Annotated in this window: 29 protein-coding genes and 1 tRNA gene; 19 read left to right on the forward strand and 11 right to left on the reverse strand. The window is 39.7% G+C overall.

All coding sequences use genetic code 11. The annotated features are described in order from the left end of the window. Positions 1-58: 58 nt before the first annotated feature. From ACJYYY_RS02860 to ACJYYY_RS02870, 3 genes are all read left to right on the forward strand, one after another. Positions 59-364, forward strand: a complete 306-nt coding sequence (locus ACJYYY_RS02860; RefSeq protein WP_035314474.1) for a hypothetical protein — start codon at positions 59-61, stop codon at positions 362-364. Between the two features lie 9 nt (positions 365-373). Next, entirely contained in the window at positions 374-1,057 is a 684-nt protein-coding gene (locus tag ACJYYY_RS02865; RefSeq protein WP_408869087.1) for a hypothetical protein, read from the forward strand. A gap of 160 nt (positions 1,058-1,217) precedes the next feature. Beyond that, entirely contained in the window at positions 1,218-1,967 is a 750-nt protein-coding gene (locus tag ACJYYY_RS02870; protein WP_035314472.1) for a gamma-glutamyl-gamma-aminobutyrate hydrolase family protein, read from the forward strand. Positions 1,968-2,071: 104 nt separating this feature from the next. Here the strand turns inward: ACJYYY_RS02870 and ACJYYY_RS02875 are convergent, their stop codons facing one another. Continuing rightward, complete coding sequence (locus ACJYYY_RS02875; RefSeq protein ID WP_408869088.1) at positions 2,072-3,172, reverse strand: IS30 family transposase; 1,101 nt, start codon at positions 3,170-3,172, stop codon at positions 2,072-2,074. A gap of 274 nt (positions 3,173-3,446) precedes the next feature. Here ACJYYY_RS02875 and ACJYYY_RS02880 point away from each other — a divergent pair, with 274 nt between their 5' ends. The 6 genes from ACJYYY_RS02880 (at position 3,447) to ACJYYY_RS02905 (ending at position 8,228) form a co-directional block, all read left to right on the forward strand. Then, positions 3,447-4,172: a GntR family transcriptional regulator gene (locus tag ACJYYY_RS02880; RefSeq protein ID WP_408869089.1), complete on the forward strand. Its 726-nt coding sequence runs from the start codon at positions 3,447-3,449 to the stop codon at positions 4,170-4,172. 23 nt (positions 4,173-4,195) lie between these two features. After that, entirely contained in the window at positions 4,196-4,465 is a 270-nt protein-coding gene (locus tag ACJYYY_RS02885) for an ACT domain-containing protein (RefSeq protein WP_035314154.1), read from the forward strand. Positions 4,466-4,478: 13 nt separating this feature from the next. Next, the gene (locus ACJYYY_RS02890) at positions 4,479-5,834 is read left to right on the forward strand and encodes a PFL family protein (protein ID WP_035314153.1); all 1,356 of its coding nucleotides are present in this window, start codon (positions 4,479-4,481) and stop codon (positions 5,832-5,834) included. A 104-nt stretch (positions 5,835-5,938) separates the two neighbouring features. Next, a complete protein-coding gene (locus tag ACJYYY_RS02895) occupies positions 5,939-6,103 on the forward strand; it encodes an Lmo0850 family protein (protein WP_408869090.1) in 165 nt (54 codons plus the stop codon). 41 nt (positions 6,104-6,144) lie between these two features. After that, positions 6,145-6,918, forward strand: a complete 774-nt coding sequence (locus ACJYYY_RS02900) for a hypothetical protein (RefSeq protein ID WP_051456898.1) — start codon at positions 6,145-6,147, stop codon at positions 6,916-6,918. A gap of 200 nt (positions 6,919-7,118) precedes the next feature. Then, the gene (locus tag ACJYYY_RS02905) at positions 7,119-8,228 is read left to right on the forward strand and encodes a D-alanine--D-alanine ligase (RefSeq protein WP_035314152.1); all 1,110 of its coding nucleotides are present in this window, start codon (positions 7,119-7,121) and stop codon (positions 8,226-8,228) included. 88 nt (positions 8,229-8,316) lie between these two features. Here ACJYYY_RS02905 and ACJYYY_RS02910 read toward each other — a convergent pair whose 3' ends face one another. After that, complete coding sequence (locus ACJYYY_RS02910) at positions 8,317-8,517, reverse strand: cold-shock protein (protein ID WP_035314151.1); 201 nt, start codon at positions 8,515-8,517, stop codon at positions 8,317-8,319. Positions 8,518-8,703: 186 nt separating this feature from the next. After that, positions 8,704-9,435 carry an MIP/aquaporin family protein gene (locus ACJYYY_RS02915; protein WP_035314150.1) on the reverse strand — a complete coding sequence of 244 codons (732 nt, stop codon included), beginning with the start codon at positions 9,433-9,435 and terminating at the stop codon, positions 8,704-8,706. A 264-nt stretch (positions 9,436-9,699) separates the two neighbouring features. Here ACJYYY_RS02915 and ACJYYY_RS02920 point away from each other — a divergent pair, with 264 nt between their 5' ends. Both ACJYYY_RS02920 and ACJYYY_RS02925 read left to right on the forward strand, forming a co-directional pair. Next, the gene (locus tag ACJYYY_RS02920; RefSeq protein ID WP_408869091.1) at positions 9,700-10,458 is read left to right on the forward strand and encodes a DNA/RNA non-specific endonuclease; all 759 of its coding nucleotides are present in this window, start codon (positions 9,700-9,702) and stop codon (positions 10,456-10,458) included. Between the two features lie 9 nt (positions 10,459-10,467). Next, entirely contained in the window at positions 10,468-10,851 is a 384-nt protein-coding gene (locus ACJYYY_RS02925) for a hypothetical protein (protein ID WP_035314149.1), read from the forward strand. On the opposite strand, the gene ACJYYY_RS02930 is transcribed toward ACJYYY_RS02925, so the two are convergent. Together ACJYYY_RS02930 and ACJYYY_RS02935 are read right to left on the reverse strand one after the other, a co-directional pair. Next, on the reverse strand, positions 10,848-11,219 hold the full coding sequence (locus ACJYYY_RS02930) for a PaaI family thioesterase (RefSeq protein ID WP_035314148.1): 372 nt from the start codon (positions 11,217-11,219) through the stop codon (positions 10,848-10,850). The two genes, ACJYYY_RS02925 and ACJYYY_RS02930, sit on opposite strands and share 4 nt — an antisense overlap. A gap of 25 nt (positions 11,220-11,244) precedes the next feature. Next, positions 11,245-11,318: transfer RNA gene (locus tag ACJYYY_RS02935), tRNA-Arg, on the reverse strand. Between the two features lie 134 nt (positions 11,319-11,452). Here ACJYYY_RS02935 and deoC point away from each other — a divergent pair. Further along, a complete protein-coding gene (deoC, locus tag ACJYYY_RS02940) occupies positions 11,453-12,097 on the forward strand; it encodes a deoxyribose-phosphate aldolase (protein ID WP_035314147.1) in 645 nt (214 codons plus the stop codon). 49 nt (positions 12,098-12,146) lie between these two features. Here deoC and ACJYYY_RS02945 read toward each other — a convergent pair whose 3' ends face one another. The 4 genes from ACJYYY_RS02945 to ACJYYY_RS02960 all read right to left on the reverse strand — a co-directional run bounded on the left by ACJYYY_RS02945 (position 12,147) and on the right by ACJYYY_RS02960 (position 16,128). Further along, entirely contained in the window at positions 12,147-13,394 is a 1,248-nt protein-coding gene (locus tag ACJYYY_RS02945) for an MFS transporter (RefSeq protein WP_035314146.1), read from the reverse strand. A 100-nt stretch (positions 13,395-13,494) separates the two neighbouring features. Further along, positions 13,495-14,727 carry an aminopeptidase gene (locus ACJYYY_RS02950; RefSeq protein WP_035314145.1) on the reverse strand — a complete coding sequence of 411 codons (1,233 nt, stop codon included), beginning with the start codon at positions 14,725-14,727 and terminating at the stop codon, positions 13,495-13,497. Positions 14,728-14,750: 23 nt separating this feature from the next. Further along, positions 14,751-15,656, reverse strand: a complete 906-nt coding sequence (locus ACJYYY_RS02955; protein ID WP_408869092.1) for a diacylglycerol/lipid kinase family protein — start codon at positions 15,654-15,656, stop codon at positions 14,751-14,753. Positions 15,657-15,681: 25 nt separating this feature from the next. Beyond that, on the reverse strand, positions 15,682-16,128 hold the full coding sequence (locus tag ACJYYY_RS02960; RefSeq protein ID WP_035314143.1) for a flavodoxin: 447 nt from the start codon (positions 16,126-16,128) through the stop codon (positions 15,682-15,684). Positions 16,129-16,371: 243 nt separating this feature from the next. On the opposite strand from ACJYYY_RS02960, the gene map reads away from it, so the two are divergent. Further along, positions 16,372-17,130: a type I methionyl aminopeptidase gene (gene map / locus ACJYYY_RS02965; RefSeq protein ID WP_035314140.1), complete on the forward strand. Its 759-nt coding sequence runs from the start codon at positions 16,372-16,374 to the stop codon at positions 17,128-17,130. A gap of 347 nt (positions 17,131-17,477) precedes the next feature. On the opposite strand, the gene ACJYYY_RS02970 is transcribed toward map, so the two are convergent. Next, a complete protein-coding gene (locus tag ACJYYY_RS02970; protein WP_198015711.1) occupies positions 17,478-17,702 on the reverse strand; it encodes a DUF1128 domain-containing protein in 225 nt (74 codons plus the stop codon). Positions 17,703-17,802: 100 nt separating this feature from the next. On the opposite strand from ACJYYY_RS02970, the gene ACJYYY_RS02975 reads away from it, so the two are divergent. The 4 genes from ACJYYY_RS02975 to ACJYYY_RS02990 all read left to right on the forward strand — a co-directional run bounded on the left by ACJYYY_RS02975 (position 17,803) and on the right by ACJYYY_RS02990 (position 21,568). After that, complete coding sequence (locus tag ACJYYY_RS02975; protein WP_408869093.1) at positions 17,803-18,663, forward strand: YihY/virulence factor BrkB family protein; 861 nt, start codon at positions 17,803-17,805, stop codon at positions 18,661-18,663. 59 nt (positions 18,664-18,722) lie between these two features. After that, positions 18,723-20,102: a 23S rRNA (uracil(1939)-C(5))-methyltransferase RlmD gene (gene rlmD / locus ACJYYY_RS02980; protein ID WP_035314136.1), complete on the forward strand. Its 1,380-nt coding sequence runs from the start codon at positions 18,723-18,725 to the stop codon at positions 20,100-20,102. 156 nt (positions 20,103-20,258) lie between these two features. Next, entirely contained in the window at positions 20,259-20,753 is a 495-nt protein-coding gene (locus ACJYYY_RS02985) for a GNAT family N-acetyltransferase (protein ID WP_035314134.1), read from the forward strand. A 116-nt stretch (positions 20,754-20,869) separates the two neighbouring features. Next, positions 20,870-21,568 (forward strand): LytTR family DNA-binding domain-containing protein, encoded by a 699-nt coding sequence (locus ACJYYY_RS02990; RefSeq protein WP_035314132.1) that lies wholly within the window; start codon positions 20,870-20,872, stop codon positions 21,566-21,568. Positions 21,569-21,649: 81 nt separating this feature from the next. Here the strand turns inward: ACJYYY_RS02990 and ACJYYY_RS02995 are convergent, their stop codons facing one another. Further along, positions 21,650-22,750, reverse strand: a complete 1,101-nt coding sequence (locus tag ACJYYY_RS02995; protein ID WP_035314130.1) for a Xaa-Pro peptidase family protein — start codon at positions 22,748-22,750, stop codon at positions 21,650-21,652. Between the two features lie 192 nt (positions 22,751-22,942). Here ACJYYY_RS02995 and ACJYYY_RS03000 point away from each other — a divergent pair, with 192 nt between their 5' ends. Then, the gene (locus ACJYYY_RS03000; RefSeq protein WP_035314160.1) at positions 22,943-24,259 is read left to right on the forward strand and encodes a DRTGG domain-containing protein; all 1,317 of its coding nucleotides are present in this window, start codon (positions 22,943-22,945) and stop codon (positions 24,257-24,259) included. Between the two features lie 9 nt (positions 24,260-24,268). Further along, entirely contained in the window at positions 24,269-25,198 is a 930-nt protein-coding gene (locus tag ACJYYY_RS03005; protein ID WP_035314129.1) for a bifunctional oligoribonuclease/PAP phosphatase NrnA, read from the forward strand. Positions 25,199-25,227 lie beyond the last annotated feature (29 nt).

Consider the following 25,227-nt stretch of genomic DNA (forward strand, 5'->3'; position numbering starts at 1 on the left):
TAGTGACGGTTGAGGAGTTGTTATACTATAGATACACAGAAAGAAGGCGGTTATAAAAATGCCACTATTAGTCATTGGATTAATGCTTGCGTTAGGACTTTTATTGTTGATGTCTTTTTGGTCAGTACTCATTATTGGAATTGGCTTAACGATGATCGTTTCCGGCGTGACGTATTTTACACGAGCACAGGGCTGGGTAAAATGGATACAGCTACTTGTAATTGTGCTTGGCACCAGCTTTATAATCAGTCAGTGGAAGTTCGCACTCTTTGTGATGCTAATTGCTGTCGGTTTATATTACTGGCGTAAACAGCGTCGTGCGAATAAAGTCACACGTCCAAATATATTTGAATACAAATCTTAGGAGGAATGAATGATGAAGGATGTTCGTAAATCAGTTGAAGATAAAGCGCGTGATTTGAAAAAACAAGTGGAAACAAGTGTGTCAGATGTCGTCCGTCAAGGGAAAGAAACGTGGCGTAAATGGCAGTATGATGAAATGCCGCAGTTAGAGTCTTACGATCGCTACATTCGTAAAGTGAAACGTGACTTAAATGATATCGATAATATTATGGCAAAGAAACGTGAACTAGCTTCGGAGGTGGATGACTTATTAGCAAATGCGACAGCACAATTGCAAAAAAGAACAGACCAAGCCGATCAGGCGACAGCTGATAACGAAGTGAAGTTGGCTGATTTAGCGACAAAGGAAGTTTCGTTTTATAAAACACAGGTTCAGAAATTAACAGCATTACAACAAAAAATGGCAGCGGACATTGATGTGCTTGAGCAACGCTATTATGAAATCCAAACGAAATGGAAGTCGATTGAAGTTGATCGTTTGAGCTTTGTTAGCGATACAACCCAAGAACGTGCCGAAGCTAAAATGGACGAAGTGTTACACAACTTATCGTGGGGCACAGTCGAAGAAGCAGTTCAACAAGTTGAACAAGAGCGTTTTGCTGATGAAGTCGAAGCGGTTGAAAAAAAAGCGGGCACATCGTTGGATGAGTTAATGGATCAATTGGAAGAAAAGTATCCAAAGGAAGATAAATAACAGCATTTCGCAGCACGTTGTCAAACAAGCCGAAATGTGTCTGAAAGTTCAATCCCTTATCCTTATTCGGATAAGGGATTTTTCTTTTCGGGGTATTTCACTTGGATATGGAATGGTTTTCGGTTAAACTAGAGAAAAGAAATTTTAAAGGAGAGTTTGTATGGCACCCGTAATTGGTATTTCTGGCAGTGTTTTATTGGATCCGCTTTTTTCACCCGTAATTATTAAACGTTCTTATGTTAATGAACAGTACATCGATGCAATCACAGCAGCTGGAGGAATTCCGCTCATCATCCCTGTGACAGATGTTGCAGCTGTTACAGCCTATGTGTCACTAATCGATGGACTTGTTCTCTCAGGAGGTCATGATGTTTCGCCGCAATTGTATGGCGAAGAAACCTTAAGTCGAGCAGGCGAATCTTATCCTGCCCGTGATACGTTTGAACATGCCCTGCTCTTAGAAACCTTAAAACATAATAAACCGGTGTTGGGTATTTGTCGGGGTGCACAGCTGCTCAACGTTGTCCATGGTGGTTCGCTATACCAAGATGTTTCCTATGCTGAGCATGTGCAGCTACAACATCTACAGGCCACTGCCGGAGAAGAGCCTGTCCATAAGGTTACCTTAACACCAGCATCACGCATTGCTACAATTTTTGAGACGGAAACAATTGGTGTTAATTCATTCCATCATCAGTTGATTAAAACGGTTGCACCACAATTTGTAGCGACTGGTGTCACGTCAGATGGTGTGGTTGAAGTGATTGAGTCACAAGCACGCGACCATTTTATTATGGGTGTACAATGGCATCCTGAGCAAATGGCGCAAAAAAATCAGCAGATGCAAGGACTCTTTAATGCGTTTGTTGCAGAGAGTGCTACATATAAGGTGATAATGTCGCTGCATTAAAAAGGACATAGATGTTAAAACTAATTGTTTATCGGTCTCGTATCCGCTAAATTATTAGTTTTTTTTCATGAATTGCAAGAATAAGTTAGCCACCACGTGCCGAATCATGATAGTAAGTTTACTTTTTCATTTGTGAACAGTTGAAGTTTTGTAATTTCTTCTAAAAATAGCTCTTTTGGTGTTTGAAATCCTAAAATCCGACGTGGCAAATTATTCATCCATGTTTGAATCCGTTGGACAAGTTGATCACTTACATCACTGACAGAACGTCCTTTTTGAATGAATCTTCGAATGATTCCATTATGATTTTCATTGGTGCCACGTTCCCAAGAGGAATAAGGATGTGTGAAATAAATAGCCAGTGTATCTTTGAGCAACTCATTGATGCCTGAAAAGTCTTTGCCATTATCCGCAGTAATGGTTTTAAAGAGGGCTCCAAAATATGATCCAAACTGTTTCCTTAGTTGTAAGAGCGCTTTATTCACAAAAGATGCTTGTTTTCCTTCGACTTTGAGTATGAATTCAAATCTTGTTTTACGCTCAGTCACTGTTAATAAAACAGCGTCTGTTTTATTTTTTAGACCAACAACAGTATCAATTTCCCAATGCCCTAATTCTTCTCGGACATCAATGATGTCTGGACGTTTTTCAATTGATTGTCCTAATATACGCTTGTTCTTACGACTTTTTTGTTTCTTAATTTGTCGTGATACCTTTTTATTCAAGTCAATGTTTTTGACGCCTAAGAAACCAGCATCAATCAGATGATAAAGTGTTTTTACTGAAAGCATTTCATCGTCTGAAAAAAGCTGATGGCGTTTGGCATAGCCAACGATTGCATCAGGTGACCATTTATCAATTGCTATTTTTCGAGTGACATATTCAATGAAGGCAACGCAGGAAATCCATTTGTATTTACGGCCACAATTTTTGCGCTTGAGTTCATAACAAGCTTGTCCCTTTTTATGCGAGTAAGAACGAACAAGAAAGACGGTGCTTTGTTTTTTGTTTACTTTCAATCGAAATCTTTTCGTGATCATTCCCCTTTTAACTTCGTTGTTAATTGTTTGAGGTGACCGATTGAGTAAATAAGCAATTGACCGATGTGATTCTTTCTTGCGGAGTAACATTTGTATCATCCTACGTTCGGCAACAGAAAGGTGTGTATGTTTTGTTTTAAATGTGTTATTCTTTATGAGTGTCATAGCAAAATCATCCTTTATTGTTTGGTGTCGTAACCTCAATAATACATGATTTTTCGCTAAGGCACTTTTTTTATAAATTCAGGTGGCTAACTTGATTATACAATTCGCCATTAGTTTTTTTTGTCTATCTGTTAGCCAAAAAAGCAGTAAATGTTACAAAATAGTTAAAAATGTAAGCAATTTCATTGTTTTAGCATACACGTTAAATTTGATATGGTACACTATTGGTATAGCTTAAATAAGTCGATTTTTTTTTCGGAAAAGGAGTGCAGGAATGATTAATAAGATGTCAAAACTGCCGATTTATCAGCAGATTCAAAATGAAATAAAAAAAGATATTGAAAATAAAAAATGGATGGTACATGAAGCAATACCAGCCGAACGACAACTTGCGCTCCTGTTTAATGTCTCGCGGATGACAGTTCGACAAGCGATTCAAGCACTTGTTGATGAAGGGATTCTCTATCGACGAATTGGTTCAGGTACATATGTGTCTGAAGAAAAAGTGATTGAAAATATGGATGCCGTGACGAGTTTTACAAATTTAATGTTGAAACAAGGCAAACAGCCGACATCGCATATTGTTTCATTTGCAATGAAGCCAGTTACGCGAAGTGAAGCGAAGGCACTCAAACTAGCCGAAGATGCTGAAGTGCTTCGAATTGAGCGAATCCGTTATGGCGATAGCACACCGATATTATTCGAAGTGGCTGCGATTCCGATGAACATCGCCAGTAAATTGACACGGGATGAATTGACCAATTCGTTATTTCAAACTGTTAGTGATAAATTCCACCTAACAATCGGTGATGCACAGCAGACGATGGAAGCGGTCGCTGTTTCTGAAAAAATTGCGCCGTATCTTGAAGTGCCACTCGGCACACCGGTGATGCGTTTGCGTCAAACAACAGCGCTTAGTGATGGAACATTATTTGAATATGTCGATTCGCAATATGTCGGTAACCGCTTTAAATTTTCAACGCGCATACATGCCAATTAATTTAAATAGAGGAGACGATGGACATGAAAGCAATCGTAACAGTAATAGGACGCGATGGTACAGGGATTATTGCAGGAGTGAGTGCGTTGCTTGCAGCTGAAAAAATCAATATTTTAAATGTGTCTCAAACAATTTTGGATGGGAATTTTACGATGATGATGACTGTTGATTTGGTAGAAGCGGACAATACGCTTGAAACAGTGAAGGCGAAAGCCTCCGTTTTAGCCGAAACCTTAAAGGTTCACATTGTGATTCAAAATCAAGCGATTTTTGATCGGATGCATCAAATATAAGGGGGCTAACGCAATGGAAACAGCACAAGTATTAGAAACAATCCGCATGATTGAAGAAGAAAACCTCGATATTCGAACAATTACGATGGGGATTTCTTTGCTTGATTGTATTGATAGCGATGGTGAGAAAGCCCGTCAAAAAATATACGATAAAATTGTGACGAAGGCAGCCAATCTGGTCGCAGTTGGCGAACAAATTAGTGCTGAGTTTGGGATTCCAATTATTAATAAGCGTATTTCAGTTACCCCGATTGCACTTGTAGCAGGCGCTTCAGATGATAGTGACTATGTCGCCTATGCTAAAACATTAGACGAAGCTGCTAAGGCAGTGGGTGTTAACTTTATCGGTGGCTTCTCAGCCCTCGTTGAAAAAGGTTACAGTACGGGCGATCGCAAGTTGATTGCTTCAATTCCTGCAGCATTAGCCCAAACCGAACGCGTATGTTCTTCGGTCAATGTCGGCACAACGCGAGCGGGGATTAACATGGATGCTGTGAAACAAATGGGTGAAATTATTAAAGAAACGGCGGAGTTAACGAAGGATAATCAAGGACTCGGTTGTGCAAAACTCGTTGTTTTTGCGAATGCTGTCGAAGATAACCCGTTTATGGCAGGTGCTTTTCACGGTGTTGGTGAAGCGGATTGTGTCATTCATGTTGGTGTGAGTGGACCTGGTGTGGTCAAACGCGCCCTTGAAAAAGTGAGAGGGGAATCATTTGATGTCGTGGCTGAAACAGTGAAGCAAACGGCCTTCAAAATTACCCGTATGGGGCAGCTGGTAGGCGTTGAAGCCTCTAAACGACTCGGTGTACCGTTTGGGATTGTCGATTTGTCGTTGGCGCCAACACCTGCGATTGGAGATTCAGTCGCACATGTTCTTGAAGAAATGGGACTTGAAGTGGTCGGAACGCATGGAACAACAGCAGCCTTAGCGCTTTTAAACGACGCAGTTAAAAAAGGTGGCGTCATGGCTTGTGGTCATGTTGGTGGTTTGAGTGGGGCCTTTATTCCAGTATCTGAAGATGCGGGAATGATTGATGCAGTCATTAATGGGTCGCTGAGTTTAGCGAAGTTAGAAGCGATGACAGCAATTTGTTCAGTGGGTCTAGACATGATTGCAATTCCAGGTAATACACCATCAGCAACCATCGCGGCGATGATTGCTGATGAGGCGGCGATTGGTGTTATTAACCATAAGACAACAGCAGTCCGTTTAATTCCGGCACCAGGAACAGACGTGGGGGATACGGTGGAATTTGGTGGTCTGTTAGGCTACTGTCCGGTAATGCCGGTCAACCAATTTGCTTCAACTGACTTCATCCAACGGGGCGGTCGTATTCCAGCGCCAATCCACTCGTTTAAAAATTAATGAGGCTATTAAAAAAAAGAATCAAGAAGTCTGCTTAAAGAGTCGGAAATGTGGTAAAATAATCCTATAGTATCTAGTCTAAATTAAGCGAGGAGGACAGCATGATGAGTAAAAATAGCCAGATAGTCGAAGCTAATCTAAACAGTGTTATTCAAAAACTGAAACAACAGGGGATTTCTGTTGCGAAAACTAAATCTCGTCATGATGTTTGGCAAAGCATCGTTCAAAGAGGAACAGCTTTAGCGATTGTGCCAGCTCGAACAAAATAAGCAGATCGATAAATAATTCATGTTGGGTCAGGTGAGCGTGGGTGGCAAAAAGAGAGCGTAGTAGCGAAGGAAAAATAGTTATCTATTTAGATACGGTAACAAACAGTGTTATTTCTAAAGGAATCTCATTGACTGACTTTATGCATGGAATTGGTAATAAACGGTTGCCGAGTGCACTATTATTATTAAATAGTAAATTTGATGTCGCGAATTTAAATCCGCATACAAAATTCAGTTTTATTGATGAGGGTGAAAAGACGAAAGCGTTGGCAATAGCGTTAGAAAAACAGACAACCGCTTTTTCGTGGCTTGATTTCGAAGAAGAAGAGATGCTTAATCAATTGACCGGGCAAGAAATTGCTGAAATTTTATATTTAGGTCACCGCGGAACACATTTACGTTCGCCTTTTTACTATAAGCTACAAAATGAATATGTATACTTGACCTTAGATGAGGGTGAACGTAATAAGGTCTACTACCGTGATATTACACGTTTTTATGAAATGCTAGCAGCGGTCATTACGATGCGGGTGAACGCAGTCCAACATAAGAAAAGTTTGTTCGGGAAGATTCGTCCGACAAGAGCAAACAAACTACCTGTTGGTTTGATTCGGACATTACGTCCGTTACTAAAAGAGGGCTGTGTTTTTGACTTTGGTTTAAGTGAACGTACTAAAACAGAAGTACGGATACCCATTATTATTAAAAATAGCGATGATGATAGCGCTAGTATTTTTGACGAAGAGATGACAGAGGTAAACATTGAAAAATGGCTTACTTACTCATTGAAAAATGATGAATGGTCATTGAAGTGAGACATAAGTAAAACAGTTGTGGTGGTTTTTGCTACGGCTGTTTTTTTTTAGCTATAAACGACGCGGTACCAGTTTATGATAGTACCAGAATTATTAGTTAAAGTGATGATTTTCTTACATATTTTTTAGAAATTCAGGGTGAAACATGGTAAAATAATAAACGTATGTTGGCTCGAAGTCAGCTTCTAGGAGGAATCAGAATGAAACAAACAGTCGTGGTTTTTTATGGTGGGAAATCTGCTGAACATGAAGTGTCGGTTGTGTCTGCTTTTTCAGTAATTAAAGCATTAGATTATAATCAGTATCATATTCAACCGATGTATATTAGTTATGAAGGCGTATGGATAAAAGGGCCGTTATTACTTGAGCCAGTCGCTAACGCTGAACAATTGAAATTTACGATTAGTGATACCGATGAAATGTTATTAGGCGATGGTGTTAAAACAGCCTCAGTGGGCGTTAAAACAACGATTGGTGAGTTAACGAAAATTGCTAACGTGATTGCTTTTCCAGTTTTACATGGACCGAACGGTGAAGATGGAACGATTCAAGGGTTGTTTGAAACGCTAAACATCCCCTATGTTGGGGCTAATGTCATTGCATCAGCAGCAGGAATGGATAAAATCATCTCGAAAGAAATCTTCACAGCTGTGAAGATTCCACAAGTTCCGTATGTTGCGGTCCGTAATGTTGATTGGGAAGATCGTCGTGCGGATATGGTAGCAGCTATCGCGGCATTGACGTATCCTGTTTTTGTGAAACCGGCTAATATGGGATCAAGCGTCGGTATTTCAAAAGTGACCGCAGAGGCTGAATTAGAAGCGGCAATGGCAGAAGCATTTTTATATGACCGTCGTATCGTCGTAGAACAGGGCGTAACCGCACGAGAGGTCGAAGTAGCCGTCTTAGGTAATGAACGACCTGAAGTGTCTGTAGCGGGTGAAATAACCCCAGAAGGAGAGAGTCACTCCTTCTATACGTATAAAGCGAAGTATGCTGATTCATCAACTCAGTTAGTCATACCAGCGCCATTAGATGAAGGCGTTTATGAGCAAATTGTAGCCTATGCAAAAAAAGCCTACATTGCCTTAGATGGTACGGGAGTATCGCGAGCGGATTTCTTTGTAACAGCAGATAACAGTATTTACCTTAATGAGTTAAATACAATGCCCGGTTTTACACCAGTGAGTATGTTCCCATTGCTTTGGGCTGAATCAGGCTTACCTTATGATCAGTTGCTTAATCGGATGATTGAGTTGGCGCAAGCACGGTTTGCGCAAACAGCACAATTGCAAAATAAAAGCGAATAACTAAAACCCCTAAGCCGATGGCTTAGGGGTTTTAGTTATTAAAACAAAAAAAGAACGTATTTCCGAAGAAATACGTTCCAATCAACAATTAGTCTTTAACAACGTTAGCTGCTTGAGGACCGCGTTGACCATCTTCAACGTCGAAAGAAACTGCTTGTCCTTCGTCTAAAGATTTGAAACCTTCAGATTGGATAGCTGAGAAATGTACGAATACATCATCGCCATCTTCGCGTTCGATAAAACCGAAACCTTTTTCTGCGTTAAACCATTTTACTTTACCGTTTGCCATGTTATAACAAACCTCCTTATGCCTATAGGCGTGTATTGATTCCTGTTGGACATAAATTATGGAAGTGAAACACTTACATATTACTCCTACAAAAATACTATATACCTAGAATAACACACTTTCGCTTGAATTCATAATACATTTTTAAAATTATACAATAAAAATTTTAAAATGATTGTTTAGCTGTCACAAATAAAGGTATGAATAAAGGGTAATAGCAGCGATACTAGCCAATATTGGGGCTGCGACGGGTACCCAAGAATATCCCCATTGAGAACTGCCTTTATTTTTCAAACGTAATAAACTATGCAAAATACGTGGCATTAAATCACGAGCCGGGTTCAATGCGGGACCGGTTGATCCTCCGACACATAATACAAGCGCACAGACGAGAAAACCTAGTGCTAGGTGAGCTGTTCCCGCATTGTCAGCGAAAAAGGGTGCTCTGGTAATACCGATGGCACCAAAGAACAGAATGAAACTTCCAATAAATTCATTGATAAATCCATTTACGTTGCTGTTTGCATTATTATTCGTTGCAAAGGTGGCAAAGATTTTTTCGGATTCTTTTGTTTGATCATAATAGGGTTTGAAAGCAGCGACGACTAAAAGTTGTCCGATGAAGGCGCCGGCAAGTTGAGCACAAATATACGGCAATACTTCAGACCAAGGAAACAAATCGTTCATCGCCAACCCAATAGTGAAAGCTGGGTTAATGTGATTGCCACTAATACCACCAAAGATGAGGGCGGGCATCATTACGGCAAAACCATAGCCTAAAGCGATAATAATCCAGCCGGCATTATTGCCTTTAGTACCTTTGAGTTCAACATTGGCAACGGCCCCGTTACCAATAATAATTAAGAGTGCTGTACCAATTAGTTCTGAGATGAGTCGGGTTGTTAAGTCATAGGGCATAATGAAACCTCCAAAGTTATAGTTATCTGACAAATGCTAATTAAAAAAATAAGCTAAATCGATAAGTTCATCTTACACAATTAGAGCAACAACAAGCATCTATAAAGCCGTTTGTCTAAAAATGGACAAAAGAAAAAGGAAAATTTGTGACAGTTTTCATAAAAACGCTTTCATTTTTACGTAAAATAGTATGAGAAAAAGTATTTTGTGAACGTTATTTATAGGTTATACTGAAATAAATCAAAAAGGAGCGATAAAATTACTATGGCAAACAAAAAACGGACACAAAGATTAACGAAAAAAGAGTTGAAGAAGCTATCGAAGATGAAACGTTCGACATTACTTATTATTATTATACTCGTTGCAATCTTTCAAGGATACAACTATTTTTTTGAAAAAAATGAAAAAACGGATGATACTTCAATCGTTACAGAGCGTACTATAAGTGAATCCACTGTGCATTCAGAAACGGAGACTAAGACAACGACGAGTTCTTCGAGTCGAGCGGCCAAATACGATAAAGCAACAACAGCCAATCATCTCGTTGAAGAAGAAAAAACAACGTTTACAGCGGCAGATTTAAACACCAATCAAGCAAGCTACATCAAATATGGTGAACTGGATCGTTTAGGTCGTGTGACGACAGCTAATGCAGTCTTAACAAAAGAGATGTATGATACAGGTACGAAGGCGGAATATAACATTAAACCAACAGGGTTTATTTCAGGGAATGCTCCCTATAATCACTCACGTGGGCATTTGATTGGTAAACAACTGGGTGGGAGTGGCACTGATCGCCGTAATTTAATGACGATTTATCAATATCCGGTTAATTCGCCAGATATGACAAATTATGAGAATGCGATTCGTCGTTCGTTATTAGCGGGTGATAAAGTACGTTACCGTGTGACACCTGTTTTTGAAGGCGATGACTTGATGCCAGCCTTTGTGAAAATGGAAGGGCAAAGTTTAACTGAAGCTGGTGATATCTTATTTAACGTTACAATAAAAAATGAAAAGTAGGTGGAGCTAATGGACTGGATGGACTACCCGGATACGCTGAGTGCAGATGAGCTACTTGAACAATTAAATCAAGCAAACATTAAGGATTTTAAAGGTTACCTCTTATTTAATGCCTATCATTTTCAAGCAAAACTTGTCTCCATTTATCACGCGTTACAGGCCAGTGACACAATCGTACTCGATTTGTATAATCCCAATACCGATACCGGTGAAGATCTCCTCATTGCAATGACAATTGATGGTGATTATATCATTGAACAAAATAAAACGACACTGGTTGTACCAGTGTCGTTAGAAGCTGTGCAGGTCGAACGTTATCCGTACCCAGCGGTGGTCTTTTTAAAGGCTTATACAGCTAAAAAAATCACGTCAACTATTTTAGCAGACGTTTAAGCTGATTTTGTCCTAATTGCAAGCGTACAGCGACTAATAGCGATGAGGTGTTCTTCTTCATCCACTACACGAACGTCCCATACGTGGCTGCTACGGCCGATATGAATGGGAGTGGCGGTGGCGATCACAGCGCCTGTTCTGACGGATCGCAGGTGATTGATGTTGATTTCGAGCCCAAAGGCAATCTGTGTGGATGCGAGATGACACATTGCACCAACGCTCGCCACTGTTTCTGCTAAGGCAGCTGTTGCACCGCCGTGTAAAAAGCCAAATGGTTGTGTTGTTGCCTCATTGACCGGCATCTTATATATGACAGCTTCTTTCGTCACGCTGACAGCTTCCATTTGTAAGCTTTGCATTAACGTCATCTTAGCACCTCCCACTATTAAGTAAGGCCCCGAATGGGATTCGAACCCACGACACATCGTTTAGGAAACGAATGCTCTATCCGACTGAGCTATCGGGACTAATGCAATTAGTATACCAAAAAAAGACTATCTTTTACAAGAGGCTAACGTGAGCTAGTGTTAAATATTGCTTGAGCGAAGATGACACGAGTGTTATGCTAATAGTGGGATTTGTATACGAGGAGGATTTAAACATGTCAGTAGCCAAAATGATTGACCATACCTTATTAAAACCAGAGGCAACACAAACAGAAATCGAACAATTAATAACAGAAGCCAAGCAACATGATTTTGCAGCGGTGTGTGTGAATGGAGCGTGGGTAAAACTAGCTGCGGCAGCCTTGCAAGAGTCGGAAGTCGCTGTTTGTACAGTCGTTGGTTTTCCATTAGGTGCCACCACAACAGCCGTAAAAAAATTCGAAACAGCAGAGGCCTTAGCTAATGGGGCAGATGAAATCGATATGGTTATTAATGTTGGTGCGCTAAAGGCACAACAGGATGAGGCCGTTAAAGCGGAAATTGCTGCGATTGCTAGCTTAGTACACGAAGAGCAAGCTGTGCTAAAGGTAATCATTGAAATAAGCCTGCTTGATGAGGCTGAAATTGTTCGTGCCTGCCAGTTGGCAGTCAGCGCGGGAGCAGACTTTGTTAAAACATCAACTGGTTTTTCAACGAGTGGTGCGACGGTTGAAGCAGTCAAGTTAATGCGTCAAACAGTCGGTGAAAAAGTTGGTGTTAAAGCCGCTGGTGGTATTCGAACAAAAGAAGATTTACAACAGATGATTGTAGCGGGTGCGAATCGCATTGGTGCAAGCACGAGTGTGATGCTCATCAACTAAAAAAAAACTTCGTTATCGAGCTTAATCAATCGATAACGAAGTCTTTTTTTTAGCGTTGCTGCTGTTCTTCACGTTTAAAGACGAGGTAATAAATAACAGCGGCAATCAGTGTTAATAAAGCCATCACAATAAACGTCGGGAAGTAACCAATGCCGACCGATAAGGTCACCATTAACGGTGCCACAACCCGTCCGATGGTATTACGTAAGCCTGAGGCACTAAAGTAGATTGCTCGATTTTCGACCGGGGCAATCCGTGCGACAAAACTTTGTTGGAAACCTACGACCATAACTTCAGCGAAACTAAAGATAACCATCGCGATGAAAAATTGCCAGACAGAGATGGAACTGCCAAAAAGCAGAAGTCCGACAGCATAAAAGGTACAGGACAACACGAAAATCAGCCCTTCTTTATAACGTGCCAGCCATTTGGTCATCACAATGGCGGTTAAGGCAACAATGAAGCCATTAATCGCTAACGAAATGGCGAAAACTTGCTCACCATTTAAGGTTAAACGTAAGAGGTTGACGGTTGTTGGAATAACTTCCTTAATGTAAATCGGGAACAACATGTCGATTTGCATGATTGTTTGGGTCGTTAAAATTCCAGCAACGATAAACCAAAGAAATAATTTGTCGCGTAAAACAACCTTGTAACTACTGAATTGTTCTTTTAAGACAGTAGCAATTGTTTGTTTACCAGCTGGTTGTTTTGTTGCTGTGTGCGGTAAGGTTTCGTGAGTCAACTTCGCGAGTGCAATGAGTAAAATTGTTTCGAAGAAAATAATCGCACAAATTGTTTGCACCGGATAAGTAATGAAAAAGACAGCGCCAAGCAGTGGTCCGACGACGACCGCAATATTTAACATCGTGAAAAAAATCGAGAAGATATAAGCGCGATCTTTTTCGGGAACCACATCAGCAATCATTGCTTGAGCGGCTGGTTGGTATAATGAACCAGAGATACTCACACCAGTAAAAGCGACCAATACAAGAATCGGTGAGTCAATCAAGGAGCTCCGGGCAAAGGCGAATAAAATAAATGACGCGATTTCGCCACTAATCGCCACGAGTAACATACGCTTGCGACCGTATTTATCAGCTAAGAAACCACCGAGTAAACCAGTAAAAGCTGTAATGATTTGCGAAATAATCAGTAAGAGACCAGCAGTCGCTCGGCCTAATGTTTCAGAAAAATATAATGTTAAAAAGGGGAAAATCATCCAAAAAGAGACGTCGACAAATGCTTCGCCGTACAAGCGTACTTTGAGGTTAATATCCCAAGTTGAAAAGCGCATCAAAAACCTCCAATCACGAATGTATTATAGTTAAGCATAAAGTATGAGTCCGACGAATTCGTCGGACTCAAAAAGGGACTTCCTTACGAGAGCACTGCGTTTAAAACGCCCAGTCACCCTTGCGGAAAACAGGAACAACAGTACCATCGGCTTTAATGCCGTCGATGTCCATTTCACCCGATCCAATCATGAAATCAACGTGAACAGGCCCTTGATTGATGCCTTCAGCCTCAAGTTGTTCAGGTGTCATCTCTTTACCACCGTCGATGTTAAACGCATAGGCGCTCCCAATGGCTAAGTGGTTCGCAGCATTTTCATCAAACAGGGTCGTGTAATATAAAATCCCTGATTGTGAAATGGGTGATGGATGTGGTACGAGGGCCACTTCACCAATGTATTTGGCGGCTTCATCAGAATCGATGAGATGGCGTAACACTTCTTCGCCTTGTTTCGCAACAACATCGATAATACGGCCATTTTCAAAGGTCAATTTAAAGTCGTCAATGACTGTTCCACCATAACTAAGTGGTTTCGTACTGCTAACAAAGCCATTAACGGCTGTTTTTTCAGCGGCCGAGAAGACTTCTTCAGTTGGGATGTTGGCAGTGAAACGCGTGCCTTTGGCATTGACACTTCCAGCTGCCACCCAGAGGTGTTTCGCAGGTAAGCCAATCGTTAAATCTGTCCCTGGTGCAGTGTAGTGGAGTGTTTTTAAGTGCAAGTCATTTAAAACAGCGGCCTTGTCGGTCAATGTTTTTTCATGCGCGTACCACGCTTCAATATGATTCTCATTATCGATTCGCATTGTTTTGAAAATCGCTTCCCAAAGCGCCGGAATCTGTTCTTCAGTCGGTAAGTTAGGAAAGACTTTTGCAGCCCAACCAGCTGTTGGTGCACCTAAGACGGTCCAGCTGATTTTGTCAGCTTGTGCCAATTGTAAGAATGGGCGCATCACCTTGCCAGAGGCCTTGTTGTTAGCCGCAATTTTAGCCGCATCGATACCATTTAATAAATCAGGGTCTTGACCAGTAATCGAAATGAAACAGGCATTTTCGTTCGCGAGTTCAATTCGTTCGTTTGCAAAATGCGTGGGTTCTTCTTCGAAAATCGCCAACGGTGCATGTTCATATTTCAAACGAGCTAAGGTTGAATCGACATATTTAACAATGACGTTACTCGCACCTGCTTTATATGCTTCTGCAGCAATTGCATGCGCAACTTCGGTATTTTCGATTGTACACGTTAAGTATACTTTTTGGTTGGGTTGGACATTGACACCAACTTTAACAGCAAGTTCGGCATATTTTTGTAAACGTTCTTTAAAGTTTTTCATCGGTCATTTCCCCTTTTAGTAAATTATTTGTTACTTGTTTTTTCAGGCACAAAGACTTTTAAATGAGAGGGTAGTACTTCTAAGTGGAGCGGCAAGTGATCATCAGGATCGCCGTCGACGTTAGATTTTAAAATCGCATCATCAGAAGCGATGGCTACTTTATTCGTTTGAAACGCGAGTAAGCCTTCATTTTGACTAACTTGTCCACTAAATAATTGTGGTAAAAGTTTCGTCCGTTCAATTAAGGTACTATCAGATACGACAAACACATGGAATAACCCATCATTGACTTCTGCTTCAGGTGCTAGCTTTTCGAAACCACCGACAGAGTTCGTCAATGAAACGATAATTAACTCTGATTCAACCGCGTAGGATTGTTCAGCTGATTCGATATGAAAATGGTATTTTTCTTTACGGGCATAGGCTTTTGCAGCTTCGATGAAGTAAGCCATTGCACCTAGTTGTGTTTTTTGTTTGACACTGACGCGGTCAACAGCTTCAGGAATACTCCCGATTGCGACCACGTTCATAAAATAATGCCCATTAATTTTACCAATGTCTAAATCAGATTCGTCAGCATGAGCGAGCATTTTAATTGCTTGCTTCGGTTGCTTTGGTATTTTGAGCGCGCGCGCCAAATCGTTGACTGTTCCGAGTGGAATTAAGCCGAAGGTCGGACGGTGTGCTTGATTGGCTAAGCCGTTAATGGTTTCATTAAGCGTCCCGTCACCACCCATTGCGATACAGGCATCGTAATGTTTTTTTGCCGATTCACGGGCAAAAATCGTCGCGTCGCCACCTTTTTCGGTTAAACGGACATCGACCCGGTCAAAGCGTTTTAATAAGGTTTCTTCGGCAAATTTTAAATATTTTTTTCCTTTTTCTTTTCCTGACGATGGATTGACAATCAACATTGCTATTGAACTCATCCAATCACCTCACTTACTCTTTTATTTAGGCATTCACTTGGGCGACAATGGCTTCGCATAATGTTTCGATGGCGGCGATATCATCTGTGTCGGGATCCAAATCAACCTTAATGCCTTCGCCTGCAATCGTCCCCCCTTGCTCTTTAAAGCGGGTTTGAATGAAGTCGACGAGTAAGCAATAGTCATCGTAGAATGTATCACCTGAACCAAATGAAGCACATACTTTACCGCTGAAATCGACTTCTGCCATTTCTTCATAAAAATCAACAAATTCATCGGGAATCTCGCCAAAATCATACGTGTAAGCTCCCACGAGACAAATATCATAATCGAGTAAATCTTCGGGAGAGACAGTGACGCATTCCTCGATATCGACTTCGATTCCATGTTTTTCTAATGTTTCACCGAAAATATCGGCGATTTCTTCCGTATTACCAGTCATACTGGCATAAACAATTTTAGCAGTAGTCATCGAATATCACTCTTTCTTATTTCTATATAGTAATCTGATGTTATTCTAACATACTAGAGCTGTAATTTGACATGTTAATGTTACAAATTGTCAGTTTATTATCAAAAAGATAGTGAAAAAGTTAAAAAAATGACTATGAGATGTTAAAAGATAACGAAATCATTAGAGTTTTTGCAATAGCCTTTTAAAAAGTAATATTTATGTTTATAATATAGTAGAAAAGCAATTGAAAGGATGAATAGAATGATTACAATTAAGTCACCGCGTGAAATCGAAGCAATGCGTCGCTCAGGCGAGTTGTTAGCAAGTATTCACATCAAATTAAAAGAGATGATTAAACCAGGTATTACAACTTGGGAATTGGATAAGTTTGTTGAAAAAGAAATTATTGCCGGTGGAGGGATTCCAGAGCAAATCGGTTTTGAAGGTTATGAGTATGCGACGTGCCAAAGTTTGAATGACGAAATTTGTCATGGCTTTCCAACGAAAAAACCATTGAAAAATGGCGATTTAATTACGGTTGATACAGTCGTAAATCTTGATGGCGCGATGAGCGATTCAGCTTGGAGTTATTTAGTAGGAGATGTCTCAGACGAAGTACAACGTCTGTACGATGTGACACATACAGCGCTTTATAAAGGGATTAAACAAGCTGTTGTCGGCAACCGGATTGGCGATATTGGTCATGCGATTCAATCGTATGTTGAACCCGAAGGTTTTAGTGTTGTTCGTGAATTTATTGGTCACGGTATTGGACCAACAATGCATGAAGCGCCAGAAGTACCGCATTATGGCTTACCTGGCAAAGGCTTACGTCTTAAAGAAGGTATGGTTATTACAATTGAGCCGATGGTAAATACAGGTGCATGGCGTGCTAAAATGGATAAAAATGGTTGGACAGCACGCACAATCGATGGTGGATTAAGCTGTCAATTCGAACATACATTAGCGATTACGAAAGATGGGCCTGTTATTTTAACAGACCAAGGTGAAAAACGTTAAAGTGAATGAAACCGTTTAGAAGGGAATAACTTGGAAGTGAAATGAGAGCGACTATTTTCCGTCGCAAGCATTTAACTGAAAGTTGAGAGCTTCTGGTTGAAGTAACTGGAAAAAATTAAAGTGAATGAAACCGTTTAGAAGGGAATAACTTGGAAGTGAAATGAGAGCGACTATTTTCCGTCGCAAGCATTTAACTGAAAGTTGAGAGCTTCTGGTTGAAGTAACTGGAAAAAATTAAAGTGAATGAAACCGTTTAGAAACCACCCAAGTACCATTAAATGAGTTCATCTTATAGAACTTAGTTTAAATAAAGGAGTCCTCCGTCTAACAGAGGACTCCTTTATTACTTACGAGCGGCTAATAGTTAGCTGACCAAGTTCTTCAGCAATCATATTTAATTCATTGGTACTGAAGGTTGTTCGTTTCATTACAAATGTATAAATATCGTGGAGTTCTTCATAATCGTTCAAATCAATTGTCCGGTGCGCCATGACTTCTGCATTGATCATTTGCAGTTTGGTTGTAATCGTTTGTAACATCACCGTGACGTTTTCTGGTGTAGCTTCGTTCATCGACATAACTCCCCTTCTTAATTAGTATGGGATAAATTGTAGCATAAAAATGTTTTGCTGTGTAATGTGTTGGGAATTATAACAGAAAGAAGGTGTGCAAATGACAAAGGTAAAACTGTTTTTTAGTTATTTTTTTAAAAATCTAACAAAGGTCGATATTACGGCCGTCGGTGGGCAATTAGCCTATTTCTTTTTTCTCTCATTATTTCCGCTCTTATTATTTTTCTCAGCTTCAATTTCATACTTACATATCAATGAAGAAAGTGTTTATAAAATGATGGCGGAGCTCGTTCCCCATGAAATGTATGATTTAATTCATGGCTTGGTTGAAAGTTTGTTAAATCATCAAAATGCGAGTTTATTATCACTCGGGATTTTAGGGACGATTTGGTCAGCTTCTAATGGTGTAAATGCAATCGGAAAAGCGTTGGATCATATTTATAACACGACTGAACCGCGTCATTTTATTATGCAGCGCATCATGTCGATGGTTTTTATGGTTTTTCTTTTTTTCTTAGTCGGTATCGTTGCGATTGTCGGTGTATTCGGTCGACAAATTGGTGTGTTCATCTCGAAACGTTTGCAATTTGATGTTAATATTTTTGAACGCTATGATATTATGCGTTGGGGCATCGTTGTGCTCGGTATTTTTGTAGCCTTAGTTTTATTGTATCGCTTTTTGCCACATCATAAAATTAAATTTAGAGAAACACTAATCGGTTCAGCCTTTACATCGATTGGTTGGTTAGTGTTCTCGTATTTATTCTCAATTTTTATCGATAATTTCAGCAATTACTCAGCAATTTATGGTAGTATTGGAGCGGTCATCATTTTAATGTTATGGTTTTATTTATCAGGCATTATTGTGTTAATCGGAGGGATGATCAATGCAGCCTATGCAACGTATCGCAAAACGTTATTATCTAAAAAACAATTATTTGATGTTAAAACGCATGAATAAAGCGTAAATTTAATGAGATATAAGTCACTTGTTAGTTATGGTTTTAGGAGGAAATGAAAATGAAAGAAGTAAAAACGCAACAATTTAGTGTCGGCCAAAAAATGACAGTTATTATTAAACGAATTGGTATTAATGGCGAAGGGATTGGCTACTTTGATAACACGATTGTGTTTATAAAAGGAGCTTTACCAGGCGAACGTGTCGTTGCTCAAATTAGTAAGGTGTTTCCAAAGTATTTAGAAGCTGAAATGACAACTATCGAACGGGAGTCACCCGATCGGATTCAACCACTTTGTCCCATTTATGAAGAATGTGGTGGTTGTCAGTTGCAACATTTAATTTATGATAAACAGCTTGTAATGAAACGTGACATGATACGTCAAGCGTTTCAAAAGCATACGAAAATTCCAATGGATAAGTTAAAAGTTAAACATACGGTCGGGATGAAAAACCCTTGGGCTTATCGCAATAAGAGTCAGTTCCAAGTGCGTGAAGTTGATGGTGTTATTAAAGCGGGACTTTATCAACAAGAATCGCATCATTTAATTGATATCGAAGAATGTGTTGTTCAGCAACCACATACAACACAAATCACAGCCTTTATTAAACAACAGTTGCAACAATTAAATGTGCCTATTTACGATGAAGAAAAAAACAGCGGCATTGTTCGGACGATTGTTGTACGCGAGGCGAAAAATACGGATGAAATTCAAGTCGTCTTTATTACAAACAGTAAAAAACTACCGCGTAAACGTGAGTTAATTGAAAACTTACGCACAGCTTTTCCGCAAATTGTATCGGTGATGCAAAATGTTAATCAAGAAAAGACGTCGCTTGTATTTGGGGAAGAAACGTTTGTTTTAGCGGGTAAAGAAACGATTTCTGAAACGATGACAGGCATTAGTTACGATTTATCAGCGCGTGCTTTCTTCCAATTGAATCCTGAACAAACTGAAAAGTTATATCGTAAAGTGGCAAATGTCCTCGAACTAAAAGGAACGGAAACAGTCGTGGATGCGTATTGTGGTGTCGGAACAATCGGTCTTTCATTAGCGCACGCAGTTAAAGAAGTACGAGGAATGGATATTGTTGTTGACGCGATTGAAGATGCGCAACGCAATGCCGCTCGTGCCAACATCACGAATGTTCAGTATGAGGCTGGTAAGGCTGAAGAGATTATGCCACGCTGGGTTAAAGAAGGTTTTAAACCGGATGTCGTAATTGTCGATCCGCCGCGTTCAGGCTGTGATGATGCCTTATTAGACACACTCAAGCAAGTACGTCCGCAAAAAATTGTTTACGTTTCATGTAATCCGTCAACCTTAGCGCGAGACGTGCAACAATTAACACATCATTATACGATTAAAGAAGTGACACCGTACGACATGTTCCCGCAAACAGCACATGTGGAGTCGGTGACATTACTCGAATTGAAATAAAGCAGCAACACATCGAAACTTGTTTTCGATGTGTTTTTTTGAATGTGTTGAGCTGTCAAAAAAGACCGTTTAGTTCGCTTTTTTTGAGCTATATGTTATAGTGTTTTTTTGTTATAGTAGATAAATGTTTATTAATAAGGTGCAAGGAGCGGTTAGATGATTAGGTTAGCAACTGAAGCAGATATTAAACCAATTATGATGATAGTGAAAAAGACAATTGCAATGATGCAAGCTGAAAACAATTTACAATGGGATGAGACATATCCAAGCTATGAGGTATTCGAAAATGATATTAGACGAAATGAATTATATGTGTTTGAAGCGGATATGGAAGTGCTTGGATTTATTTGTATTAGTCCAGAGACAGATGATGAATATGCAACGATTGAATGGGCGAGTAAACAGCGCGCAACGGTCATTCATCGTTGCGCGGTTTCGACTAAAAGTCGTAGCCAAGGAATTGCCTCACAGTTATTTGCCTTTGCTGAACAAAAAGCGGTGACAACTAGTCAAGGGTATTTGAAAAGCGATACGTATGTGACAAATGAGAAAATGCGTGCATTTTTTGCCAAGAAGGATTACGATTTCAAAGGCATCATGAAACGTCCAGAATTACCGTTTGAATTTTATTGTTACGATAAGCAGTTATAACGAAAAGCTGTCCTACACATGATTAGGACAGTTTTTTTATGCCTTTAAAACTTTTAATTCTATTGACCATCGTATATAATTTTAGGAAACGGTAGGTGATATAAAGGAGGCCAATGATGTTTTATGTGTATTGTCAACTTGAAAATGAACGCCTGAATAAAATAATCAATCGCCAAATCATCCAATGGTTTTATTCAATTGATCATCAAGAGGTTAAAATTAGCAAGTTTCCCAATGCATTCTGTTATGGCGATACGGTTATTCAATTTATCGATGAACATCATAGTGAGCAACTAGCTATAAGTTTGGCAAGGTGTTATACGGTTTATGTCTATGAAAAGGAACGTGAGATTTTAGCGTTATTACAGAACAGCCATGAAATATATACAATCATTGATGAAAAAGAAAACGAACAGGTTATAAAGTCAACTGTTGCTTTAGTCGTTGAGAAGTTATTGTGTCAATATGTTTTAGTAGGTGACTTCAATCGACGGAAATTAGCGATTAAACAAGCTAATCATGTGTATTTGGTCGACTTCAATGATATTTTTTATTTTGAGCATGTCATGCATTTACGAAAAATAAAGGTTGTGTGTCGTCAACGGAATTACTTATATCGTACGAGTTTAGCAGCGGTATCTGATAAATTACCCTCCTCATTTTTTAGATGTCATCATGGTGTGATTGTGAACTTAAAACAAATAATGTCGGTTAATCGGCAAGAACAACAAATTTATTTTCCGCAAAATAAAAAAGTACACACATCGGTCCGCGGTTACTATCGTTTGATGAAACGTTTAAAAGAAGAACCATAAACAACAATCCCCAGTCATTGCAATTTCATGACAGGGGACTGTTGTTTATGGAAATGAGCGAGAAGCAACTTAAGCGTGCTGTTATTGTGAAATGATTTGTAATTCTTTTGGATAGGTTGTTAATGAAATAACGCCGTCTTTAGTGACAACAACATCATCTTCAATTCGAACACCGGCAACGTTAGGTAAATAAATACCAGGTTCAATCGTAAAGACCATGTTTTCTTCAAGAATCATTTCGTTGGTATCAGTAATTGACGGGAATTCATGGCAGGTAATACCTAAACCATGCCCAAGTCGATGCGTGAAGTAATCACCGTAGCCGGCATCGGTAATCGTTTGACGAGCAGCCATGTCGATTGTTTTCGCGGAAACGCCAGCTTTAACGGTATTCATTGCAGTTAATTGCGCTTTTAAAACAGTATTGTATATTTCTTCTTGTTCTTGTGTAATCGACCCAAAGGCTACAGTCCGAGAAATGTCGGACGCATAACCTTTGTGCATCACACCAAGGTCGAATAAGACCAAATCACCATTTTGAATTTGTGTTAAGCCGGGATTACCATGAGGCGAAGCGGCGTTAACACCTGTTAAGACCATCGTTGCGAATGACATTTCAGTGACGCCTTTTTTCTTCAATTCATATTCGATTTCAGCAATAATATCAAGCTCAGTTTTACCTTCAGCTAAGGCAGCGACACCAACTTCAACGGCATAATCAGCGAGCGCTGCGGCTTCTTTCATGATTGCTAATTCATCAGGAGACTTAATGACACGCATGCCATTAATCAAGTCATTACCATTACTAAATGTAGCATTTGGAAAAGCGGCTTGTAATTTCAAGTAGCGTTCAACAATCAGATGATCTTTTTCAATCATGATGGCGTTAACATCGGTCGTACGAGATTTAATAAGGTCAGTAATTAAGTCAAATGGTTCTTGGCTATCAGTGTAACCATTAATGTCAAATTCCCAACCGGATGCTTTTGCATCACTAACATCAAGTGCTGGTGCAAATAGTAACGGAATCGTATTTGCGAAAATAAAAAGCGCCAATACGCGTTCGTGTGGATCGCTATGGAAACCTGTAATGTAACCAATGTTATGCGGATTAGAAATATAAGCAAAATCTAAGTTGTTATCTCTTAAGTGTTGTTGGATTGTGTCAAGTTTGTTTAGCATAGTAAGTCCTTTCTTGTTACCTATAATCTGATAAATTACCGTTTCAGTGTACCATAAAATAGAATGTAATGCATTATGTTATGAGCATGCGTCGGACTGCTGTTCTGTGTTATAATTTTAAATAAATCAAACTATAACAGAAACGCGGCAAAAACAAATGAAAACGAGTGTGACGAGAGGGGTTGTTAGTTGGTGACTACGAAACACGAATTGATTATGTCGTATATAGAAAAACTGCCAGTAGGAGACAAGATTTCTGTAAGGAAAGTTGCGCAAAACATGCGCGTCAGTGAGGGGACTGCTTATCGAGCGATTAAGGAAGCTGAAAATGCAGGTTACGTCAGTACGATAAAGCGTGTTGGAACGATTCGAATTGAACGAAAAATCAAAGAAAATATCGAAAAATTAACCTATGCTGAAATTCTGAACATGACTGACGGCCAAGTGTTAGGTGGGCGGACAGGACTCCACAAAACGTTGAATCGTTTTGTGATTGGCGCGATGACGATTGAAGCAATGGAACGTTACGTTGAAGCGAAACATTTGATAATCGTCGGAAACCGTGTCAATGCTCAAAAATTGGCACTCGAAAAAGGCGCAGCAGTTTTAATTACGGGCGGATTTGGCACGAATGATGAGGTCATAAAATTAGCGAATGAACTCGAATTGCCAATTATATCCACCTCGTACGATACTTTTACGGTAGCGACGTTAATCAACCGTGCGATTTATGATCGTCTCATTAAAAAAGAAATTTTGTTTGTGTCTGATATATTAAAGCCGATCACAGAGGTGACCGCGCTTCAAAGTACAAACACGGTGGCGACCTATTATCAATTACAGGAATCAACGGGACACAATCGTTACCCTGTTATTAATAAAAATGGTCGTTTGGTTGGTGTCGTATCACCAAAGGATATTAGTGATCACCCAAGTACAACAGCGATTGATAATTTAATGACACGTCACCCCATTGTCGTTGGTGAACAAATGACGGTGCCTTCAGTTGCGCATATGATGATTTGGGAAGGGATTGAACTAATTCCCGTCGTGAAAGAAAATCAAACGTTAGTAGGGATTGTTAGTCGTGAAGATGTCTTAAAAGCAATGCAATTAATGCAACGTCAACCACAAATCGGCGAAACGCTAGACGATACGATTGTGAATCAATTTATTTTTCCCGAAAGTAGTTACAGCAAAGATGAAACCTTTAAATTTAAAGTAACACCCCAAATGACAAATCATATCGGAACTTTGTCGTATGGTGTATTATCGCAAACGTTATGTGAAGTAGTACAACAAATGATGACAAGTGCGAAACATCAAAATATGATGATTGAATCAATGACAATTTACTTTTTGAAACCGATTCAAATGGATAGTTTATTAGAATTCGAACCCTTGTTACTTGAGCAAAGTCGTAAAACGGCAAAAATAGATATTACTGTTAAAGTTGATAATCAAATTATGAGCAAGGCATTAGTGTCTGTTCAAATTATTGAAAGGTAAGTGAAGCTGATGAAACAACAGATTTTAAATAAAATCAAAGCGTATGATACTATTATTTTACATCGACATGGGAGACCAGATCCTGATGCCTACGGTTCACAATGTGGCTTAGCTGAAATTATTATGGCAAGTTTTCCCTCGAAAAAAGTTTATCGTGTCGGACAGCCTGAAGAATCATTAGCCTTTTTAAGTGATCTTGATGAAATTGATGATAGCATATATCAAGAGGCACTTGTCATTGTACTAGATACAGCGAACGCACCTCGGATAGATGATGACCGTTTTAACTTGGGTAAAGAGTTGATTAAGATTGACCATCACCCAAATAATGATGTCTACGGTGATATCGTTTGGGTCGACACAAACGCTTCGTCGACGAGCGAAATGATTTGTGAATTCCAGGCAGAGTTTGCGGACGAATTACAAATGACAGCGACAGCAGCGCGGTTATTATTTACAGGAATTGTCGGCGACACAGGACGTTTTATGTTCCCAAACACAACATCGCGTACGTTTAGTTATGTCTCAACTTTGGCGTCTTATGATTTTGATCGCTCGGCTATCTTTAATACAATGTATAAAAAAGACATTCGTGTCTTACGTTTCAGTGGCTATGTCTTGCAACATTTTAAGCTGTCTGAAGCAGGAGTTATCTATTTGAAAATTACGCCTGACCTGCTAGAGCAATTCGCGATTAGTTCGGATGAAGCCGCGATGCTCGTTAATTCAGTGGCACAAGTTGAAGGCGTGAAAGTTTGGGCCTTTTTCGTCGAAGAACCAGAACGTATTCGTGTGCGTATTCGCTCTAAAGCGATTACCATTAATGAGATTGCTGCAAAATACAACGGTGGAGGACATAATTTAGCTTCGGGTGCAACAGTCTATTCATGGGCAGAAGCCGATTGCTTAATTGCTGATTTAGAAGCGGTGTGTCAATAACTGTCTGTTTATCCGCTTAAGTTTATAGA

The organism is Brochothrix campestris (assembly GCF_046058945.1).
Taxonomy (GTDB): Bacteria; Bacillota; Bacilli; order Lactobacillales; family Listeriaceae; genus Brochothrix; species Brochothrix campestris.